The sequence below is a fragment of the Tamlana sedimenti genome (assembly GCF_038148895.1).
Lineage (GTDB): Bacteria > Bacteroidota > Bacteroidia > Flavobacteriales > Flavobacteriaceae > Tamlana.
The window spans coordinates 327,458-345,027 of record NZ_JBBVGQ010000002.1 but is presented as its reverse complement, the minus strand read 5'-3'; the positions used below and the strand labels follow the sequence as shown (position 1 = coordinate 345,027).

Here is a 17,570-nt window from a genome sequence, read left to right as displayed (position 1 = left end):
TCTACTTTTTGAGAGATGCTGAAACAAGTTCAGCATGACACGACCATTGTCTTGTCAATAAAATAACCAATCTACGGCCATACCATCTTCTAAATTGTTTAGACCAGCGTCATGGATTGCAATATTTTCATCGCCATCAATAAATCCTAAAATCAATACCCGACCTTTGCCCAATACTAATTTATGCTCACCGGGTTCGTAAAGGTAGCTGTAGACATTTACTGGATATAACCCAGGAATTAACATAGCATTGGCAATCTTTATATCAGCCTGCCCCCTATCATTGGCTTGAGCATTGGTCTCTAAAGTTGGCGGCTCTAAAACCGTGTAACTGTTGGTATTAAAATACCCTACCAATATTTTTACAGACTTACCAATTTTAAAATGCAGAACCGTACCATTTTCTTGTTGTTTTTTATCTGAAAATTGCACCCCTGATAAACGTTTTAATTCTTCTGCAATCTGTTCAATTTTAGCATCGCTATCATTATAAACACTCTGTCCTTTTTTTAACTGGAAACGCTTGATGTTTTGATTAAGAATGGTAACTTCAACTGGCTCGAAAACCTTGAATTCTTTCATATCTTTAACATCATTCCCTGTTGACTTTAGCATATCAACATTACGTTTAAAAACATCAAGTTCATTTTGATAATGTGGCAAAAGTTCCTCCCATGTTTTATTGGTTCCGTCGCGCCCAGTTATCGGTATGCGACGTTGTGCTGTTTGCATGCTATTGGCATACAAATAGGCGTCTTTTGTAAGCTTGGTTAACTCGGTAAAATACGCAACACTCTTTTCAAGATGTGGTATGGCTTTTTCAAGGTCGTTGATATCATTGGAATATTTATAATTTAGAACTAGCATTGCAGCTCTTACCTTTTCTGCAAAGTAGTTTGCAAAAGCATCGTAACAATACACGTCATTTCTTAAACGCTGAAACTCATCTTTGTTTGCACTAATTGAAGTTGAAGCATGTTCTATTGCTTTTACGGCAAGCTTCCCGTGGTTAATTACCTCTTCAATAATTTGAGGCGGGGTTTCACCCACATGTGGTTCTCCCTTCCATTCCTTTCTGGCATAATCTATAAGAATTTCGCCTACTGGCCCGTTTGATGACAAAAAGTCTTTATAAACATGATATTTAAATGGATTGACCAACTGCCCCATAAACATGCCGAGCAATAAGGTTTGTCGGTTTCCATCAGAAATACCAAAGGTTCGGAGAAGTTTTGGAGCGATTTCACCAGTTTCTTCATAGGCTTCTAAAATATCTTTTCCTCTATCGCCACAAGCGTAATAATCACCAAGAACATTAGACCAATAAGTGATTTCTTCATTTCTATCGCGTTTGGAGTTCCAGGCGTATCTAGCCCAGGCTTGATACCACATCCAATCGCGGTTTATTTGCTTTAAGCGCTCATCTGTTTTATCGGCGGTATAGGGCCAATCCCAATAGGATGCTTGCGGATACAAATGCAAACCATTAGCACCTTGAATGTTGTGCATTGCTTTTACACTTTTCTGAATAAAATCTGGCGAGCTGTAACGAAAAGGTTCCAAATTTGCCAAAACATGCACGTTGGAGATATGTACAGAACCCAACTTACTTAAAGCTTTTGGGATATCTTCCCAAGCATCCCGCGGCTCGTAGGTTGTTAACGATTCACCGTTGTATTTAAACGTGGTATATAAATTCTTGTAAATTGGCAATGCTGCTTCCATAACGCGTTTTGCATCGGTATCGTGACCGCGCAAAACAATAGGTGGTTCGCTAGTTATACCTAATTCTTTTAACCCGTTTTTCACACCGGGAATAATAGTTTCTGTAAACCATTTTACATCATCATCAATGGTATGCATGGCCTCTCCCAAAGTGACCAAAAAACCAACATTTGGGTATTTCTTAATAAATTCTGTAATGGATTTTTGTGTGTAATCTGCAATTAAAGGTGTTATCGGACGACTTCGTTCTTGCGTTTTTATGCCATGTTTTTCTGCAAAAGGTTTGGAAACAATAATGTTGTAGAACATTTGAATAATCCAAATACCGCGTTTATCGGCCTCATTTGTTAAGAATTTAAAAATTTCTTCATTCTTTTTAAACGTTTCCTCATCAACCTCAACGGCGTATGGGTAATCATCTAACTTCACAAGCGATGCAAAAGGATGACCATTCCAGAGATACAAAGAGTTGAATCGATTTTCAACCATCATATCCAAATATTCAATCCAAAGTTCTTTGTTATAAAGCCATGGAAAATTCTCACGAGTGTATGGGTATTCGTAAACCGCACGACCTGGTAAATATTCGGTTTTTTGAAGTCCGATACAGGTACCCCTTAAAACCATTTCTGGTTTATCTTGAATGTTTAAGTTTGAAGGGAATATGCCGTTTTTTTTTATCCTATCGGAAAGTTCCAAAGCACCATACAAGGCTCCAGAGGCATCAGTGCCTTCGATTAAAATGTTATTTTTTGATGAACTTATTTTAAAAGCTTCTTTGTTATTATCATCTTTCTTTTCGGAAATAACAATCAGGCTTTCATTGAAATTTTCTGGTTTGTTTGAAGCCTTAATAACTTGAAATCCTAAATCGGTCAAGGTTTTGGAAAGCTTTTCCATTCCAAAAGCTATCCTTGGCATATTTTCATCGCCAACAATACATACCCTCTTCTCTGTTGAACAAGAAAGCATGATTGCTGTCACTAAAATGAAAACCCAATACCGTATCATTTATTCGCCTTTAAAAATCTTTTTTAGGTATGCTACATTGGCTCCGTAATTTTTAACCACATTATGCACATCGGCGGTATCGCGCGAACGTTCTACAATCAACCAACCTTTCCAATGCATGTTATCAAGTGTTTCCTTGATTTTTGGCAAATCGATAGCTGGGTCATTTTCAATCCAATGTCCGTCAGTATTTGAGGCATGGATTTCCCCAATATTATCGCGACCAAGTGTTTTTAACTCTTTTGAAATATCGCGACCGTTTTTAATGGCATTGGCAAAATTGAAGGCTATTTTGATGTTTTTGTTTCCAATTTCTTCAAGAAGTTCTTTCTCATCGGAAGCTGAAAGCGAGGTTTCAACGGCTATAATACCGTTAATTTTATCGACCTGCTCACCCGCCCAGCGTAAACGCTCCACAATCGCTGGCCTAAGCTCTGGGTTTTTAACCAAGTCACCTTTTGTCCCTAGTGGCAAATAAGCTGCTTCAACATTAAAGGTTTTCATGACCTCAATACAATCTTCTACCATTCGCTTTACAGTAGGGCGTTCGGCAAAGGATTGCGCATAGAACCCAGACATGGCAATAGAACTGATGCCAACTCCTGTTTCTACAGATTTATCTTTAAAAACCCTTATACTTGCGGTATCACCATTAACAAATTTACTGTCAAACGTTTCTCGGTCACCTAAACCACCCATATCCATTTCGATACCGTCAGCTCCTATTTCTCTGGCACGCTCAAACGAACCTAACTTCTGACGTTTTAAAATCATCCAATCACAAACGGCAACTTGGTAACGCTCTTTTGTTGGTCCAGGCCAAATACCATCTTTTATTGGGAAAGTCACCAGTTTTGAAGGGTCTATTTTTACGTATTTAATTTTTTGTCGACGCCATGTATACACGCAATGCAACATACCATCAGAACCTTGAATGATGGATGGGTACGAATATTGACTTATTTTAGAATCTTCTAAAACTAAAGCAGCGTTCCAGTTGATGCCATCTTTTGAAATGGCTAAATTTAAGGGACTTCGATAGCTTTTCTGCATATCTTCATTTGGCCAAACATGGTTGTAAATTAAGGCATGCTCACCGTTTTTCATTGTAACCGCATCTGTACCTGAATTGTTATTGGGCATGTTCAATAACTCCAAAGGTGACCAAGTTTTTCCGTTATCTTCAGACCAAGTTGAGAATAAGTGTCTGTTTCGGGTTCGGCCAATTTGTTGTAATTTTCCGTTTGCATGGAATAAAATACTGGGTTGAATGGCGTTAATATCATTTAACCCTTTAGGCAAAGTATCACCCATATGCCAAGTTTTACCAAAATCTGGAGTAGATTCCATACGCAAATTCCAACCATTGCCTTCAATACTTGACGGCAATAAAAGCGTACCATCATCCAATAATTCAGGTTTGTTTTTTATTGGGCCTAAAAAGCCATCAGGCAATTTTTCTGGTTCTGACCATGATTCTCCACCATCAGAAGAACGCATCAGCATACCCCACCATGTTGATGGATGTGGGCCAACTTTATAAAAGAGCATTAAATCACCATTAGGAATTTGGTACAATACTGGATTCCATGTTGGGTAACGCAGCGTGTCATTTTGAACACCGTTGGCAACCTCGACTGGCTCTGTCCATGTCCCATTTTTGCGCTTGCTTAACCATATGCCCACATCAGGGTGGCGCTCGTGCGTGCCACCAAACCATGATGCAACTAATTCGCCATTTGTAGTTTCTACAATAGTTGCCGCATGACATGATGGATATGGCGCTTTGTTATAAATAAATTCATCTACAACTATTCCTTCCCGCCAAGTTTTATCAACTAAAGCTATTGTTTGTTCAGCTTCCTTGGGTTGTTTCTTGCAACTTCCTAAAAGCAGGAGGCTAAATAATAGTAATGTGGTTTGAATTCCTCTTATTTTCATTATGATTAGTCTTTTTGCTCGATTATTTTACGGCTATGTTATAAGTTCCCGATTTCAATTCAAAAACCAAATGATTGCCTTCAGTCTTTATGTGTTTTGAAACACCTTCTAAATTCTGCTTGTTGATTTTAACTTTTGAAACATCTGCTGTTGGTACATAAACCAAAGCACTGGTATTTGGCGGAATGGTAACCCCCCAATCCAACTTATTTTTCTTTTTGGTCCAATGACTTTTGATGCTGCCATAACTGGACTCATAGGTTGCATCCACGAACGACAGACCGGCATTAAAATCAGGTTTCATGATGATTTGCTTAAACCCAGGATGCGCTTCACTGCTCTTTATTCCCGCCATATTTTCGTAATACCAAATCATTAAATCTCCTAAGAGCATCACATGGTTTTGTGAGTTCATTTCTGGGTCTGCGGTATTGCCATTCCATAATTCCCAAATGGTTGTGGCTCCATTTTCAACCATATATCCCCAGCTCGGATAAGTGGTGTTTGATGCCAATTTATAGGCTAAATCACCTCGCCCAAAATTGGTTAACGTCCGCATTAAAAACTGTGTGCCAACAACACCAGTACTAATATGACCTTGTTTAACCACTTCAATTTCATGCACCATATTTTGAAATACTTTCTCTTCCAATTCCTTAGGCACCATGCCAAAGGCCAAAGGCAGCACATTGGCCGTTACCGTATTATTGGCATAGCTAAACGTTTTGGCGTTTAAATATTTGGCGTTGAATGCTGTTTTTATGCGTTCAGACAATTCATCGTAATCTGCAACATCAGAAGCATCGGCATCAATAATTTTTGCAAACTTTTTCATTAGTTGGAGCAAATGGTAATAAAAAGAGCTCGATAAAACTTCACCATCAGTCAATCGCATCGGATCTTTAGAGCGGATAATCTCCAAAGACTCTGGCGGGACACACCAATCGCCGTATTTATCTTGGGTCATTAAATCATTCTTCAGATATTGGCTTTCCATATATCCCATCCACTTTTTCATGAACAGATAATGGTTTTCAATAGCTTTTTTATCACCAAATTGCTGATACAACATATCGGCCACCTTAATATATGCCCCTTGCCATGTTACACCATCACCATAATAACGCCAAAATGCAGGAGCCACATCAGGGATTCCACCATCTAAAGTTTGGGAAAATTTAATATCGTCCAACCATTTGGCGTATAGTGTTTGATTATCAAAAATGAAACTTTCGCCATATGCCCCTGTGGTTCTATCGCCCAACCAAGGTTGACGCTCGTTGCGTTGTGGACAATCGATGGGCATACCTTTATAGTTGCTGCGAATGCCCCAATAAGCATTTTTAAAAATTTGGTTCATAGTTGGGTTTGAACACTCAAACGTTCCGACTGTTTTTAAATCGTCATAAACTACCTTTCCAACAAAATCTTCCAATTTAGGTTTATAAGCATATCCCGAAATTTCGACAAAACGGAAACCATGATACACAAAAGTGGGTTCCCAAATTTCTTCACCCTCGCCTTTTAAAATATACGTATCGGTTACTTGGGCATCCCGAAGATTGGCAATATACAGTGAACCATCATCTTTTAGGGATTCCGCAAATTTCATCTTAATAATATTACCACTATTGCCCTTTACTTTTATTTGAAGCCAACCGGCCATATTCTGCCCCATATCCAAAATATAAGTGCCTTTTTTGGTTTCGGTTATAGACTTTGGCTTAATGACATCCATCACCTTCATGTTGGGCGTCATTTGTCCTTCAGGGAAACCACCTGGCTCTTGCACCCACATCATATTCATCCATTTGCTATCATCAAAACCTGTTTTGTTCCAGTTGGGCAATTCCATTCGGGCATCGTAAACTTCGCCATCGTATTCATTGTTTTCACGAATGGGGCCATATGGTGTAAACTTCCAACTTTCATCCGTTTTTATTGTTTCTTTGGACCCATCTTCAAAAGTGACCACCAATTGCATCGCCATTTTTGGGAAACCGAAGCTCTTTATTTTATAAGGTTTGTATTCTTGACGCATCGCAAAAAACCGACCATTTCCTAAAATAGCACCGATAACATTTTCACCCTTTTCTATTTTATTGGTTAAATCAAAAACATTGTATTTTACGTTTTTGGTATAATCTGTTGGAACGGGTGCCAAAACTTGATTGCCAATTTTTTCACCGTTGATGTAAAGCTCATACAAACCCATGCCCATTATATAAACTTTAGCTTCTTTCACATCTTTTTCCAACTTGATGGGTTTTCGAACATAACGTGCCGATAGTTTTGAAAACTGACCAATGGTATCTCCTTCAAACAGTTGATTATAACCAATCCATCTCGTTGATTTCCATTCAGCATAACTTAAAATCCCCATGCTCCAAAGTGCAGTTTGGCTCCATTGGGTTTCCCCTTTATTGGTCCAAACTTTTACTTTCCAAAAGGCATCATCTCTACTATTGAGCTTTTTTCCTTTGTATAGCACATTAATGGAAGCATCGCTTTCTACTTTGCCCGAATCCCATAAATCGGCTTCATTATTCTCTAATTTTTCTTTGGAAGAAGCCACCAAAACGTGATAAGCAATTTGCTCTACTTCAGCCTTATCGGTAATAATTTGCCAACTCAACCGTGGTTGCAGCACATCAATACCCAATGGATTTGTAAGCATTTCGCATTGCAAATGGCGTAACTCCAAACCATTTTGAGCAATCACTAAAAATGATTGAAAAACGAATACTATTAATAAAATTGCTTTTTTCATCGCTTTTATTTTACTCAGAAATAAGTCTTACTAAGTTTTGGGATGAAGCTACTTCTCCCCCATTTCTAAAGACTCTTAACCCTTTTCCTTTATTGTATTTTTTTCCTGTTTTATCCCACAGAATGGTTATAATATCTCCATGATAAAGCACATTATCCAAACAAAACCAATCCCATTTATCTTCTGGAATTAGTGGGTTGACTTCAATTTTTTCATCTGCTCTAGGGCGTAAACCCACCAAACCTGTTATAATTAAATCATTAAACGTTGAATGGTTGTAATAACGACTGCGTTCTCTATCGCCCATTAGCCAATAGCCCGTGGTTTCATCTAAATACTCGCCAATGTATGGTCTACCACGGTAGTATTGTGACTCTACATACAAATTCATTTGATTGAAATAGTCGGTTTTATCAACCACTTTTTGGTCGTAATTGTTCAACAAATTAGCCAAAGCTGTTAGTGTTTGCGAAGTGGCAAATGGCCAAATGGCACCATCCCATTCACAAGTTCCTGTACCATGACTTCTAAAACGTTGACTACGGCGTTCGGCAGTAGTCAACCCAAATGGAGCTGCAAAACCGTCATTGTCCTTCAATTGCTCCCAAGCTTGTTCGAATCCTTTATCTTTTGAAGGCAGGTTAAAATACCAAGGAATAAACCCAATGGCTTCGCGTACATTTGCCGATGTGTCTTTCTCTGTCAACGTTTCAAAAAAAGTATCATCAGTATTCCATAATTTGGTTTCCACCAAGCTTTTCAGCGTATTGGCTTTCGCTTTAAAAAAAGAAACCTTTTCTTCATCACCTTTGATTTCTGCCATAGTAGCCAAAGCTTTGGCATTGGCGTACATGTAACTGTTTATTGTGGGGCGGGCATTTTGCACACGTCGCCCTCCACTCAATGATTCTTCCATGCCGTCCTTAACATCATGTTGCCAAAACAAACCATCTGGCCGTTGTCGTTCTTCTTCCCATTTGATATAATCATCAATAAAATCAGGGTACATATCCAAGAGAAAATCTTCATCTATATTGACCAAATACATATTGTAAAGCGCATCGGGTGTCCAACTACTAAATTTGTGCAGTTTTTGCATTGGTTTACCATCATTTCCCCGATACCATAAATGTACATTCTGGTTGATGTATTCGGGGTTGTGTGCCCAACGGAATTCATAAATATGATGCCCAAGCGCGCAGGCTATTAAATTATATTTATCGGCATAAGAGCGCTCCACCAAAAACTCAGTAATGGCATAACCTTGTGGCGTGTTAGTGATGTGTTTGCGCAAGCTCCACCAACGGAAATAGTACATTTCTTCAAAATTATCCTGAGGACAATCAAATAATGGAATATTGTTTACCATCCAAGCCCAAGCACTATCATTGGGAATGGCTTTGGCAATGTTTTCGTCTTCCATTCTATTGAAATAATCTACATAAGGCTTATAGTCTTCAACGTTTAAAACATAGCCGGAGCTTTCCTTATTCTCTTGAGGATTACAACCTACAAGAACTATTGGAAAAGTGATCACTAAAAGCTTTATATGTATTGTTTTCAAGGTCATTTCTAATTTTTCAAATGTTATTTTCTGTAAAACGCATAGGTCTCTCCTGCTTTCATGGGTACGTCGTATTCGAAATATTTTAAAAGTTTTAAAGGCTCTATTTCTGCTTTTTCTGAAATGATAGGCTGTTTTACCTTCACATCAATAAACAACCGATTTGGGTTATTTCCTTTGGCACTTTTTAATACTTTTCCTTTGAAATCTCTTAAGGGTGTTTGAGAACGCAAACGGCAATTGCCATCAAATTTTGATGTAATTTTTACAACGGAAACTTGGTTGTTTTTCCATGCTAAATCAATTTCATAGCCCCCTCTTGATTTCAATCCCGTTATTTCTCCATTTTTCCATTTTGAAGGTAACGCAGGAAGAAGATGAATTGCCCCTTCGTGACTTTGCATCAACATTTCGGCTATACCTGCAGTGCAGCCAAAATTACCATCAATTTGAAATGGTTGATGGGCATCAAGCATATTCGGGTAGGTTCCGCCCCCTTTTCGTTGATCGGCAGTTACCAAATGTAATTGGTCTTGCAGCAGTTTGTAGGCGTGGTCGCCATCCAACAATCGTGCCCATAAATTTAATTTCCAACCCATGGACCATCCCGTAGATTCATCACCACGAAACAACAATGATTTTTTAGCCGCCTGAAATAATTTGGGGGTTTTATATGGTGAGATTTGATTACTTGGAAACAGTCCGTATAAATGAGACACATGGCGATGGTTGTCTTCGGGGTCATCCCAATCCATCAACCATTCTTGTAATTGTCCGTATTGCCCAATATGCATGGGTGCCATTTTTGATAATGCATCCTCTAATTTTTTTGTAAAATTTTTATCTTCACCAAGAATATCAGTGGCTTTCATTACATTAGTAAACAAATCGAACACTAATTGGTTGTCCATGGTTGTTCCTGCAGCGATAGTTGATTTACCATCTTCACCTCCATGGGTGTTTTCAGGTGAATTTGAAGGTACAACTACCAGATACCCCGAATTGGGGTCTTTCACCATAAAATCCAAAAAGAAGGTTGCGGCGCCTTTCATGATGGGGAAGATTTCTTTTAAAAACCCTTTGTCGCCCTTATACAAATAACGTTCCCATAAATCTTGACATACCCAAGCGCCTCCTGTTGGCCACATACCCGATGCTGCCATATCAATTGGGCCCGTTATGCGCCAAATGTCGGTATTGTGGTGCAAAACCCATCCATTGGCATCATACATGATTTTGGCTGTTTCCTTTCCTGTTTCTGCCACTTCTTTCGCCAATTGTATAAAAGGCTCGTGCATTTCCGAAAGATTAGTCAATTCGGCAGGCCAATAGTTCATTTCAGCATTAATGTTCATGGTGTATTTGCTTTCCCAAGGTGGAAATAACATATCGTTCCAAATACCCTGAAGATTGGCAGGCTGCCCTTCGGGTTGTGAGCAGGAAATTAATAAGTAACGCCCAAACTGGAAATATAAGGCGGCCAATTGCGGGTCGAATTGTTGTGCATATTTACGAATGCGTTCATCAGTAGTTTCTTCGGCCGCATCAGTAGTTCCCAAATCTAAAGTCACACGATTGAAAAAGCTTTGATAATAGGCAACGTGTGTTTTTTTGATGGTTTCAAAATCCTTTTGAATGGCTTTATCTAAAAACGCTTTGCTTTTAGCAATCTCATCTTCAGAAATGTCTTTGTAGTTTTTGAAATTGGTTGCAATTGAAATATACAAAGTGACTTCATCGGCCTCTTCAACACTTACAATACCATTTTGAATGGAAAGCTTTCCTCCTTTATTTTTGGCTGTTAAACGCCCCTGAAATTTTACACGCCCTTTTTGACCTTCAACAGTACTCGTCACTCCTGAAAGTGCCACTTGATTATCTTCGGTAATGGTTTTTGTTTTATCAAACGGACTCACCATGAACCCATTAAACGTAATACTTGCGGGTTGACTGGCGGACAATGTAACCACAATGACATCGTCTTTAAACGCCGAAAGGATTTCACGGGTGTATTCCACACCATCAACCGTGTATTGCACTTTGGCTGTGGCGTTTTCAATGTCTAAATCACGATAATAATTGGAATAATCTTGATGCCCAGGAAACGACAAATAAAGACTTCCGAAAGTTTGATATGGCATGCCGTTATTGGTTTGCGAGCGAATATCTGAAGTTGCCAAATCCTGTGCTTCCTTATATCTTCCATCAAAAATAAGTTGTCTCACTTTTGGTAGGGCTTTTAAGGCTTTATCGTGAGCATTGCTGTTTGGTGAGCCTGCCCAAATGGTTTCTTCGTTAAGCTGTAAACGCTCCACACTAGGGTCGCCAAAAACCATGGCACCTAGCCTACCATTGCCCAAAGGCAAGGCTTCGTTCCAGATTTCTGCGGGTTCATCATACCAAAGTTTTAATTCTTGATTGGATTGCGCTTGAATGGACTGAATCCCAAAAATTAAAACCAACAGGCAAAAGAACAGGTTATTTTTTTTCGTCATGCATTCTTAAATTTTTCTCTCCAAACAACTCGTAAAGTTTATTTATATCCTTTATGGCGTTCTTGGGTAAATTTTCCTCTTTATCATCAAACACATATAAAGCCTCATAGGGTTCTACAACGCAAGTGGACTCATCAATTTTTCCTTGTTTGTTTTTTACTTTGCTCAAGTCCAAATCCAGATATTTCGCCATAAATGGATACATGGCCATGCGTTTTGAAAAGCCATAATCGTGTCCTTCATTTTTAAAATGGGCATTTTTTATAGCATCCTTTTTACCGTAAAACCCGTAGATTCTTTCAATAAAAGGAAACTCGGTTTCAGGCACATTTTGCGTCCAATCTTTTCCGTCGGAAATAATAAGTTGGGGCTTTGGAGCCGCCATGGCAGCAACTTCCACATTGTTGGTGCCGTTGCCACACAGGTGAATACCTCGTCCGCTTTCACATGGACAACCACCGGAATGATTGGCAGAAACCATAACCACAGGAACAGAAACGGTAATTCTATCATCCAACGCCGATAAAAACATGGTTTGTGAACCACCACCAGAACCACCTGTTACACCAACACGAGCACTATCTACATAATTTAGCGTTAAAGCATAATCAAGCAAACGTTTACCACTCAATACCTGAATGGTAGAAGCGATACTGTTTCGATGGGTTGATGACGGAAATTGCAATCTGGATTCGCCCCAAGCAAATAAATCATAATTTATTACAACAGCTCCCATTTTGGCCAACATGGCACATCTAATTTGTTCGCTTTCGCGATAGCGGCCATTACCAAAATGACCGTTTGGTGTTATAACAATTGCGGCATTTTCTATTAACGGATAGGGCTTGTAAATGGAACCTGTGGTGTAGACACCTGGGAGAATTTCCAAACCAATATTTTCTACACTATAGCCATCATAAATTCTTTGTTTGGTTAAAAGGGGTTCTGATTTTGGCATTTCGGGAGCTTTATCCAAACCAAAAGCAGAGGTCATGCAAGCCTTTAGTTCAGACTTTCGGGTTTCCCATTCTTCTTTATTGTGATATAAATGCGATAAATAAGACAAACGTTGTTCGGCCACTGCTTCAGAAACCCTATGGTATTGAAATTTTTTAATTTCATAAGTACCATCACCGCTCTTAAAGGCCACCAAATTGAAAGGCGCCAGAACATTGGCCAACGATACCTCCAAATTGCCCTGTTGGATACGCCAATTGGCATATTCCAAAACTTTGTCATTCAGCAAATGGTCATTATCCTTTATTTCAACATTGAAAATAGTTTCAATTTTTTTGATGGTTTCCTTAACGGGAACTTCAAAATTAGTGTCCGAAGTTTGCGCTACAACCCTTGCAAATGAGAACAACAGAAGCATTAAAACCAATCTTGTATGTAAGTTTCTTATTTGCATCGCTTTTGTGTTTTTAAATTGAACATTGAATGGCATAACTTCCCGAGCCAAGGTTTAATGATGTTTTCCCAGCATCTTGGTCTACATCATCAAAAGATGCGCCATTGACCGTAACACTTTCTTCTTCTGAAGTTGGAAGCATAACCGTACATGTTGTGTTTACTGGAATTTCAATATTTAAAATGAGATTATCCCCTTTCCGCTCCCAGTCAGAAACTATTTTTCCGTAAACAGATTCGTAGCTTGCCTTTACAAAAGTTAAATCGCCCACAACCTCTGGCTGGATGAAGAAATGCTTAAAACCCGGATGTTCTTCATCTGGAACTATGCCCGCCAAACTTCGGTAAAACCATTCTTCAATTTGTCCCATCATAAAGTGGTTCCATGAGTTTCCTTTTCTTGGATCCCACTGCTCAGTTAAGGTAGTTAACCCAAATTTAATTTGAAATCCGTAACCAGGCGTGTCATAGTGATTGTTCATTTTGTACATCACTTCGTTTTCTCCATTTCTGGCCAAAGTTTGGAATAAATAACGATTACCTACATCGCCAGTTGTTAATCGGTATCCCCTATTTTTAATATCGGTCAACAAGTTTTGCATCACGACCTCTTTATATTCAGGTTCAACAATATCCATAAAAATGGGAACGGCATTACTAAATTGACTATTGGTACCATACTGTTTGGTTTCTTTGTTGAAAAACTCCTTATTAAAGGCTGCTTTTATGTTTGAAACCAAAGTATTGTATTTGGCAATGTCTTCAGCTTTATTTAAGTGTTTTGCTGCTTGAGCAAAAAGTTTTGCAGCAAAGAAATAATGGCTTGTAGCCGATAATGCTATAGGGCTATTTTTTGAATATCCAGCGGCATGTTCGCCATAATCGTACCAATCACCCAAACCATAAGATACAATATAATTGTTGGACTTGGATGTTAAATAATCAATGTAGCCTTTCATTACCGGATAATATTCCTCCATTAAAGTATCATCGCCATAGTACTCATAATACATCCACGGTAAAATAATACCTGTTACACCCCACTCCGGTGAATCAGTAAAATCACCACCAAAAACCACATATTCTGGTGCTATGGTTGGAATCATACCATCTTCACGTTGGGCATCTTTAATATTTTCCATGATGCTAGGAATGAAAGTCTCCAAGTTGTAATTGTAAATCAACCCTGGCCCATTAAGGTGTGCTTCTTCCAACCAACCCAATTTTTCACGGTGAGGACAATCGGTCAATACCGCTTGAAAATTACTTTTTATGGCATTATTGATGAGCTCGTGCGCTTTATTGAAAATTGCATTGGAACACTCAAAAGTTCCCGCTTCACCCGAATTGTTATAAATAAAATTGGACTTTAAATCCAACAACGTTGGAAATTCACTGTTCTTTTCCTCTTTATAATTGATGCTATCTACCTGAATATATTGGTAACCGTAATAACTGAATTTTGGATGCCATTCTTCAACACCGTCGCCTTTTAAAGTGTATTCAAAATAATAGGGCTTTCCAGAACCACCTTGAGAAATGGTGCCATCATCCTTTAATCGTTCGGCTGTCCAAAATCTGATTTTTTGTCCTTTTTTACCTTTTACTTTTATTGTTGGAAAACCGGATAAGTTTTGCCCCATGTTGTACACAAACGTATTTTCTGTTGGTTGGGTGAGTTCCTGAACTTCATATTGCTTTTGGATGGTAACGGGTGGAGCCGATTGCGCTTTCAACTCCCCTTTTGGGGCTTCTTGAACCACAACGGGTTGCCAGTTAGAATTGCTAAAATTCGGTTTATTCCATCCTATTTGTTCCAAATTGGCATCGTAATCTTCACCTCCAAACATACCGTTGTAAGTAATTGGGCTGTCACTGTATGTCCAACTTTCGTCAGATTGAATAAGGTCTTCCGAGCCATCGTCAAAAGTCAACTTCATTTTAAAAAATAAAGTTGGCGGACCAAAACTTACAAAAAACTTGGTATAACGTTCCTGTACCGTATTGTACATGCCATTCCCCAACATTACACCAATAGCGTTTTCACCTTGGTTCAAAAGGTCTACGGAGATTTCGTAGGTATTAAAATTTACGGATTTATCGTAGTCCGTCCACAAGGGAGCAAACTCGCTGTTTCCGATTTTTTCACCGTTAATGGTCAACTCGTAATGTCCCAAACCTGAAATGTAAACCACCGCATCTTTTATTTTTTTTGAAAGTAAAAACGGTTTGCGAAGCATGATGCTTTGTCGCGCCAACGGATTTGAAGCATCAATAATTTCCTGTCGCCTCGATTTTTTAAAAGAGGCCGTGTGGTAATTTCTTCCCTTTGGCAAGTTGCTTTCGGCTTTGGTAATGGCACCAATCCAAGTTGGGTTTAAACTTTCTGAAACTGGCGCCATTCTGAAAGAAGCAAGCTCACTCCATGAAGATTCTGTTTCATTTCCAACCCAAACTTTTACTTTCCAGAAATATTTTTTTCCATTTTGAAGTTTACCGCCAGCATAGTTTACCAACTGACTTTGGGAAGAACTCACCTTTCCGCTATCCCAAATATCGGCTTCATTGGTATTTAGTTTTTCTGCTGAAGACGATAACAAAATTTGATATGCCGATTGCGAAACATTAATACCATCCGATTTTAGTTTCCAGCTTAAACGTGGTTGTGTGTTAGTTACTGCCAAAGGATTTTCAGCCATCTCGCAAGTCACTTTTGAAACGCTAATATCCTTTGTATTTTCAGCTGATTTACAAGATGAAAACAACAAAACCAAAACAAATATGCTTCTCAGGATGTTCAATTTATAGCTTTTTAGTGGTCAATGATTTTATGTTAAATACTGCCTCTGGAATCGCAGCACCCGTAAAAGGTACATCGTCGTAATTTGGCGTATCTACCGGCGTGTCTACTGTTGGATAATGCCGTTGCTCGCCAGTTCGGAACATGACTCGCGAAATACCATCTGTTGGCATGAAAAATATGCCTTTCACATCCTTCTCTCCGTTCACGTTAATAGTATACAATCGTGAAGTTGCATCAATAGTAAGCTTAATGGTGTATTCCTTGCCCGCCTCATAGGTCATGATGTTTCGCAATCTATATCCCATTTTTTGTTTTAGATTCGCATCGGAATCAAATATCAACCTCACAGAAGGCAGACCTTGTTTATTTTGCAGTTCCACTTGAAGCATACCATGGTCACTTTGTTCTGGTTTCACGGTAAACGTCACTTCCATTTTTTCCGCAAATGGGGTAACGCGCTCCACTCTTGGGTAATCAAAAGGGTCTTGGTCGCGAAGCGTTAACCATTTAACACCGTCTTTCTTTTCTATATTTGCTGTGGCCCACTTTAAATCGTAAGTGTTCCATAGTTTTAGCTCTTCTCCATCTGGTATATTATTGAATATATCGTTTACGTCTTCATCCACAGAACTTTTGACAGGAACTGGAACCGAAGCCACCCAAATATCTTCTTTGTTTACACTATAGGTCAACCACATATTTCCATCCGGCGGTGTACCATTCCCTTCTGTGATTCCTCGTACATATTGAGGACCATGTGATTTGTAGGCCCCTCCATATCGAATTCGTGACAATTCACCATGAACCAACAACAAATCGGTATAATTTAAACCATCATCGCTGGTTGAAACAGCCAATGGCCAACGAAATTCGGAAGGATTGTAAACAGTGGCATAACGTCCATCAGAAGTTTTTTGTCCCCAAATTTTAGCATTACTATTCACAAAACCAGGTGCCCTAAGCGGATCATACTGCCAAGATTTACCACCATCCGTACTAATTGAAGTTAAAGCATGTTTCCACAGGCCAACCACTCTACCGTCAGGAATATGGTAGTAACTAAATGCTTTATATTGTTCTTTCAACGGAATTAACGGGTCGTCCCTATCGGCCTCTTCCACCCATTGCTGCATTTGCAAAGACTGAGACAATAATTCTTCACAAGCCTTTTTAAAACCTTTGTCCCTATTGCTTTTGTAAAACGGATAGTTGGTGTTGGACTCATTCCAACCATGATTGTATCGAATGAAATAAATAGGTCCTAAACTGCCATCTTTATAAATTTCACGAATAACTCGGCCGATGCCATTTCCGTCATTTGGGCTATCCTTAGGGTTCATTGAAATACCATAAAACGCCAAAGTAAAAAAACGGTTGTCCGATGAAGTAAAAAAGCCCATTCGCTGGTGCATGGTGGCTTTTAAATTTTTAGCAACACCTTCAACACCTTCCTTTTGATAACCATCCGGGATACTATAAATTGGAAAACTTACTTCTGGAAAACTCCAGTTTTCACCATCTTTTGACCGCAACATAAACGTTTGGCTAGGTGGAATGTGCTCGCCAACAGGATCGCTTAAATACTGAACAAAAAATGTGTTGTTCCAATATGCTATATTTGGTGCATGGTTGTAGGTCCAACCAAAACCATCCGATTTTTCGGGATGCTCTCGACTAGCCCTCATTATTTGGATAGCATGCACGCCAACAGCAGGAGATAACATGCCATGGTGGTAATCTATATTTGATAAGGTCTCACCAACATACTTAACCGTATCTTGTTGCGCATGTACCACAGAAACCACACATATACACAGTGTTGCGATGATTAATTTAAAACCTAACTTCATC

At 39.0% G+C, this 17,570-nt stretch carries 8 protein-coding genes; all 8 read right to left on the bottom strand.

What is annotated here, in order from left to right; all coding sequences use genetic code 11:
• Positions 1–54 precede the first annotated feature (54 nt).
• Genes WJN01_RS07485 through WJN01_RS07450 form a run of 8 tightly spaced genes read right to left on the bottom strand, consistent with a single transcriptional unit; the run spans position 55 to position 17,569 of the window.
• Positions 55–2,736, bottom strand: a complete 2,682-nt coding sequence (locus WJN01_RS07485) for an alpha-d-galacturonidase (protein ID WP_445196531.1) — start codon at positions 2,734–2,736, stop codon at positions 55–57.
• Positions 2,737–4,677, bottom strand: a complete 1,941-nt coding sequence (locus WJN01_RS07480; RefSeq protein WP_445196530.1) for an exo-alpha-sialidase — start codon at positions 4,675–4,677, stop codon at positions 2,737–2,739.
• 22 nt (positions 4,678–4,699) lie between these two features.
• Entirely contained in the window at positions 4,700–7,447 is a 2,748-nt protein-coding gene (locus WJN01_RS07475; RefSeq protein ID WP_445196529.1) for a glycoside hydrolase family 78 protein, read from the bottom strand.
• Positions 7,448–7,457: 10 nt separating this feature from the next.
• Positions 7,458–9,017: an MGH1-like glycoside hydrolase domain-containing protein gene (locus WJN01_RS07470; protein WP_445196528.1), complete on the bottom strand. Its 1,560-nt coding sequence runs from the start codon at positions 9,015–9,017 to the stop codon at positions 7,458–7,460.
• A 17-nt stretch (positions 9,018–9,034) separates the two neighbouring features.
• Positions 9,035–11,506 (bottom strand): glycoside hydrolase family 95 protein, encoded by a 2,472-nt coding sequence (locus tag WJN01_RS07465; protein WP_445196527.1) that lies wholly within the window; start codon positions 11,504–11,506, stop codon positions 9,035–9,037.
• On the bottom strand, positions 11,490–12,917 hold the full coding sequence (locus WJN01_RS07460) for an acetylxylan esterase (RefSeq protein ID WP_445196526.1): 1,428 nt from the start codon (positions 12,915–12,917) through the stop codon (positions 11,490–11,492). The genes WJN01_RS07465 and WJN01_RS07460 overlap by 17 nt, the downstream gene beginning before the upstream one ends.
• Before the next feature lie 13 nt (positions 12,918–12,930).
• Positions 12,931–15,717: a glycoside hydrolase family 78 protein gene (locus tag WJN01_RS07455; protein ID WP_445196525.1), complete on the bottom strand. Its 2,787-nt coding sequence runs from the start codon at positions 15,715–15,717 to the stop codon at positions 12,931–12,933.
• Between the two features lies 1 nt (position 15,718).
• Positions 15,719–17,569, bottom strand: a complete 1,851-nt coding sequence (locus WJN01_RS07450) for an exo-alpha-sialidase (RefSeq protein ID WP_445196524.1) — start codon at positions 17,567–17,569, stop codon at positions 15,719–15,721.
• Position 17,570: the final 1 nt, after the last annotated feature.

What these genes read in the sequence shown, in the direction of transcription:
- WJN01_RS07450 (WP_445196524.1), bottom strand. Translation starts at nt 17,569, where the DNA reads ATGAAGTTAGGTTTTAAATTAATCATCGCAACACTGTGTATATGTGTG.
- WJN01_RS07465 (WP_445196527.1), bottom strand. Translation starts at nt 11,506, where the DNA reads ATGACGAAAAAAAATAACCTGTTCTTTTGCCTGTTGGTTTTAATTTTT.
- WJN01_RS07475 (WP_445196529.1), bottom strand. Translation starts at nt 7,447, where the DNA reads ATGAAAAAAGCAATTTTATTAATAGTATTCGTTTTTCAATCATTTTTA.
- WJN01_RS07470 (WP_445196528.1), bottom strand. Translation starts at nt 9,017, where the DNA reads ATGACCTTGAAAACAATACATATAAAGCTTTTAGTGATCACTTTTCCA.
- WJN01_RS07460 (WP_445196526.1), bottom strand. Translation starts at nt 12,917, where the DNA reads ATGCAAATAAGAAACTTACATACAAGATTGGTTTTAATGCTTCTGTTG.
- WJN01_RS07485 (WP_445196531.1), bottom strand. Translation starts at nt 2,736, where the DNA reads ATGATACGGTATTGGGTTTTCATTTTAGTGACAGCAATCATGCTTTCT.
- WJN01_RS07480 (WP_445196530.1), bottom strand. Translation starts at nt 4,677, where the DNA reads ATGAAAATAAGAGGAATTCAAACCACATTACTATTATTTAGCCTCCTG.